This window comes from Coprococcus intestinihominis, from assembly GCF_040096555.1.
Classification (GTDB): Bacteria; Bacillota; Clostridia; order Lachnospirales; family Lachnospiraceae; genus Coprococcus_A; species Coprococcus_A intestinihominis.
Window position 1 is genome coordinate 1 of record NZ_JBBMEK010000286.1, and the last position, 4,036, is coordinate 4,036.

Here is a 4,036-nt window from a genome sequence, read left to right on the forward strand (position 1 = left end):
GAGCCAATGAGCAGTTGAATAATCTCTACAATCAGCAGGAAGCAGCCAAGGCGGAGGTTGGAAAACCGTTCCCGCAGGAAGCAGAGCTGACAGCCAAAAGTCAGCGACTGGCAGAACTGGATGCAGCCCTGAATATGGAGGACTCTGTGGAAAATCGTGACGAAAGAAGCGAGTCAGAGCGTCCTTCTGTGTTGGCTGATCTGAAATCCAAAGCGGAGCATATCCCGCCTGCAAAATACTCTGAAACCCGTGAGGAGGTGTTGTAATGGCAAAGCGAGATCAGGATGTTCATTTCCTTGCATCCAAGGAGGAGGTCGAGCGAATCCATGAGAAGATGGACGAGCTTGGCATCCGCAGCATGGGAGCCTATCTGCGGAAAATGGCTCTGGATGGTTACTGTATCAGACTGGATTTGCAGGATGTGAAAGCCCTGGTTTCGCTCCTGCGAATCTGCTCCAACAACCTGAACCAGTACGCAAAGCGAGCGAACGAAACAGGCAGCATCTATCGTGCTGACATTGAGGATTTGCAAAAACGGCTGGAGGAGATCTGGACGGACATGAGAGAAGTTCTTGTTCGCCTGTCCTCAATCCAGTAATCCGACAACTTGTTGGGAAGTCGCAGTTTCGGCTGCGGCTTTTACATAAGGGTTGACATCATTGCGTTATGGCAGATACCCTTGTACAATATAATTAAAAGAAAGGGGTTGAGCCTATGAAGCTGGTATTGAAGATATTGGCACTGCCGGTGCTGTTCGTTGTAAAAGTGATTTGCATTCTTGGAAATCTGCTTACAAATGTTGTGTCCTATGTAATTGGTTTATTGCTCTTGGTCATTGGCGGATCTGCGATTTACTGCATTGTAAAGGCTTTGTGGCAGTCCCTGCTTATTCTTGTGGTTCTTGGAATTGCGACAATAGCAGCGGTGTTCTTGCTCGTCTGGGCTGTTATGAAAGTCGAGAATATTGGAGAAAGTCTGGGAGCATTTATCAGGTCATAAGATAATATCAGAGAAAAGTCACCGACCGGTGGCTTTTTCTTTTTGGGAAGGAAGTGATGGGAATGGCAGCGACAAGATTGATTGCACTCCATGTGAATAAGGGAAAGACGGTCGCTCAATGTTTGGCAGACAGAACCGACTACTCACAAAATGCCGCAAAAACCAATGATGGCGAATTTATCAGTTCCTATGAGTGTGATCCAAAGACAGCAGATGAGGAATTTCTGCTTTCCAAACGGCAGTATCAGCATATTACCGGCAGACAGCAGAAGAACAATATCATCGCATACCAGATACGCCAGTCCTTTAAGCCGGGAGAAATCACCCCGGAAGAAGCGAACCAAGTCGGCTATGAAACAGCGATGCGATGGACAAAGGGAAAACACGCTTTCATCGTTGCGACCCACATCGACAAATCCCACATTCACAATCATATCATTTATAATTCGACCTCGCTGGATGCCACACGGAAATTCAAAAACTTCTTTCTTTCCGGTCTGGCGGTGCAAAGACTCAGTGATATGGTTTGCCTGGAACACGGGCTGTCCATTATTACACCGAAGCCGTATCGGGAGCGCCAGAAAAGAACTGTTTATCCCAAGAAGCGTACCCAGCGTGACGAATTATGTGATGCGATTGATGCGGTGCTGAAGCAGAAACCAAAGAGCTTTGATGGCTTTGTTCAGGCTCTGGCTGACATGGGATTTGAGTTCAAGGATGGAAAGCAGCCTGCGTTCAAGGGCGAGAATCAGAAGCGTTTCATTCGGCTGCGTTCCCTGGGCGAAGGATATAGCAAAGAGGAAATTCAAGCGGTTATCTCCGGCAAGAACCTGCACAAATCAAAAGGCGGCTCTGCCAAGGCTCCTGCCCCGAAGCAGTTCCAGATGCTGATTGATATTCAGGCAAAGATGGCCGAGGGCAAGACGGTCGGTTATGAAAAGTGGGCGAAGAAGTTCAACCGAAAAGAAGCTGCCCGAACGGTAATCCTACTGAAAGAAAAAGGCTTGGGCAACTACGACGATCTGACTGCTCATATTGAAAATCTGTCTGCCCGGTTCGATGCGCTTTCTGATTCTATCAAGGTCGCAGAGAAACGTATGGTTGAGGTTCAGGCGTTGCAGCAGCACATCAAAAATTATCGCAACACAAGGCAAATTTATATCGAGTACCGCAAGTCTGGATATAGCAAAAAATTCTTTGAAGAACACCGTCAGGAAATCACAATTCATAAAGCGGCGAAGCAAGCCTTTGATGAATTGCAGATTACAAAGCTCCCGTCCATGCAATCATTGTATGAGGAGTTTCATCAGCTGGCAGTCCAGAAAAAGCAGGACTACGCTGAGTACCGTCAGATCAGAAAAGAGAAAGAAGAACTGCTGATTGCCAAACGGACGGTTGAAACGATTTTGAATATCGACAGGCAGAAAGAGCAGGAAAAAGAGAAAGAGAAAGAGGAAAAGAAGAACTTCCGTTAAAGCAAAAAGCCACGGTCTGCACTCCCCAAAGGGTGCGGATCGTGGCTGCTTTTTTGCTTTTCGATTTCGGTGCTTTCAACCATGGGCAAATTTTTATTCTACTGTTCTTTGAGAAACGATTGAAAATCGTGTAGCCATCATCGGCAGATGATGTTCAAAGGGGATTGGGGATGCTTCCCCAACAAGCAAATTTGCGAAGATTGCACCGAAGGGAAAATCGAGAAAATGAGTGAACCTGTACAGGTTTACACTGCTTGCCAATTTGTGAGATTATGAATTTAGTATCGAGAATAGGGTACACCTAAATTTTGCAATGCTGCAACCCTATCATCGTTGCATGGATGAGTTGAGTATATTGCACTGAGAAAACCATCATGCGGAACATCTGAGATATGTTGGTCTAATACCGTCGCTAATTCAAGACCAAAACCAATTTTATAAGCAAATTCATCAGCCAGATACTCATTTTGTCTCATAGACCACATCAGAAAAAGCATACAGAACTTTACCCATAACCAAGAAAGTGCTGTTGATATTCCTGCGAAAACTGCGGTAATTATACCCATTACACCACTACGAGAGCATATTGCGAACAGCCCCATGATTGCAGAAAAAATCCAGTAGGATATTTTGATTAACAGGAGGCACCCGGATATAAATATATTGCCCCCGCCAATCAATAATTGGATAACAGTATGTCCGTATGAGAGATGTCCGATCTCATGGGCGAGAATTCCAAGTATCATATCATCGGAGAGTAAAAGCAATCCGTCAGTTATGCATAGTGTTTGCCTACCTAGAGCAAATGCATTTGGAGCAGGATCATGGATAATCTTCACTTTCACTTTTTTAGGACAGTATGATGTGTTCTCTTTTGCTTTATCTAAAACATATTGAACCAGCGGGACAACTCGAAGTTTTATATCTACTCTTTTTATATCGCTTGCTCCTGCGAAGGCAGCCAGGCACATTTCGCCTAATGGGGATAAGCTGATAGCTACTGTGAAAAAGTAAATACAAATCAGTTCAACAATGCTTCCTGACGAACCGAACACAGCAACAATCAGCAGAATATTAAGAGTAAAGAACAGAAGAGTTCCTAAGTTTGAGAAGCGAACAATTCTGCCTACACGATGCCAAATATCCATAATGCACCCCCCTTTTATCGTGTTGTTGGTTTGAGCTTGCATTGTTTAATTACTCAAATGTAAAGAAATCTTTGTTTCGCTCTTTGAACAGAGCAAAGACAGTCTCTAACACAAATTCGTTTTCAACACCAACATATTCTTCTGTTTCATCGTCAATTTCTTTCAGCTGCAAAATAACAACTTGCCCATCCGAATCTCCAATAGGAAGCAGGACAACATATTCGTTCTGGCGATACGGTATTAAGTCAAGAAATTCAAATTCAACTTCGTTCCCATTCTCATCATTCAAAGTTATAATGTTGTCTTCATCCATGTCGTCGTTCCTTTTCTTAATATAAATAACTAAAACTTCCCACACCGATACGGTGTGTTGAACCTTGAAAATTCAATATTTCAGCCAATAAAAAAGGCATA

Annotated in this window: 5 protein-coding genes and 1 pseudogene; 4 read left to right on the plus strand and 2 right to left on the minus strand. The window is 44.0% G+C overall.

The window, feature by feature from the left end; genetic code table 11:
• From WMO25_RS15720 to WMO25_RS15735, 4 genes and pseudogenes are all read left to right on the plus strand, one after another.
• Window positions 1-266 (plus strand): annotated as a pseudogene (locus WMO25_RS15720) (helicase); the annotation flags it as partial.
• Entirely contained in the window at window positions 266-598 is a 333-nt protein-coding gene (locus WMO25_RS15725; protein WP_002578947.1) for a plasmid mobilization protein, read from the plus strand. The pseudogene WMO25_RS15720 and the gene WMO25_RS15725, both read left to right, overlap by 1 nt.
• A gap of 116 nt (window positions 599-714) precedes the next feature.
• Entirely contained in the window at window positions 715-999 is a 285-nt protein-coding gene (locus WMO25_RS15730) for a hypothetical protein (protein WP_002578946.1), read from the plus strand.
• Between the two features lie 62 nt (window positions 1,000-1,061).
• Window positions 1,062-2,474, plus strand: a complete 1,413-nt coding sequence (locus WMO25_RS15735) for a relaxase/mobilization nuclease domain-containing protein (protein ID WP_002578945.1) — start codon at window positions 1,062-1,064, stop codon at window positions 2,472-2,474.
• Window positions 2,475-2,752: 278 nt separating this feature from the next.
• Here the strand turns inward: WMO25_RS15735 and WMO25_RS15740 are convergent, their stop codons facing one another.
• Together WMO25_RS15740 and WMO25_RS15745 are read right to left on the minus strand one after the other, a co-directional pair.
• Window positions 2,753-3,622, minus strand: a complete 870-nt coding sequence (locus WMO25_RS15740; RefSeq protein ID WP_002588966.1) for a zinc metalloprotease HtpX — start codon at window positions 3,620-3,622, stop codon at window positions 2,753-2,755.
• Between the two features lie 49 nt (window positions 3,623-3,671).
• A complete protein-coding gene (locus WMO25_RS15745) occupies window positions 3,672-3,935 on the minus strand; it encodes a DUF1292 domain-containing protein (protein WP_002304397.1) in 264 nt (87 codons plus the stop codon).
• Between the last annotated feature and the right edge of the window lie 101 nt (window positions 3,936-4,036).

Excerpts from the sequence above, each read along its gene's own strand:
- WMO25_RS15740 (WP_002588966.1), bottom strand. The coding sequence starts at position 3,622 with ATGGATATTTGGCATCGTGTAGGCAGAATTGTTCGCTTCTCAAACTTA.
- WMO25_RS15730 (WP_002578946.1), top strand. The coding sequence starts at position 715 with ATGAAGCTGGTATTGAAGATATTGGCACTGCCGGTGCTGTTCGTTGTA.
- WMO25_RS15725 (WP_002578947.1), top strand. The coding sequence starts at position 266 with ATGGCAAAGCGAGATCAGGATGTTCATTTCCTTGCATCCAAGGAGGAG.
- WMO25_RS15745 (WP_002304397.1), bottom strand. The coding sequence starts at position 3,935 with ATGGATGAAGACAACATTATAACTTTGAATGATGAGAATGGGAACGAA.
- WMO25_RS15735 (WP_002578945.1), top strand. The coding sequence starts at position 1,062 with ATGGCAGCGACAAGATTGATTGCACTCCATGTGAATAAGGGAAAGACG.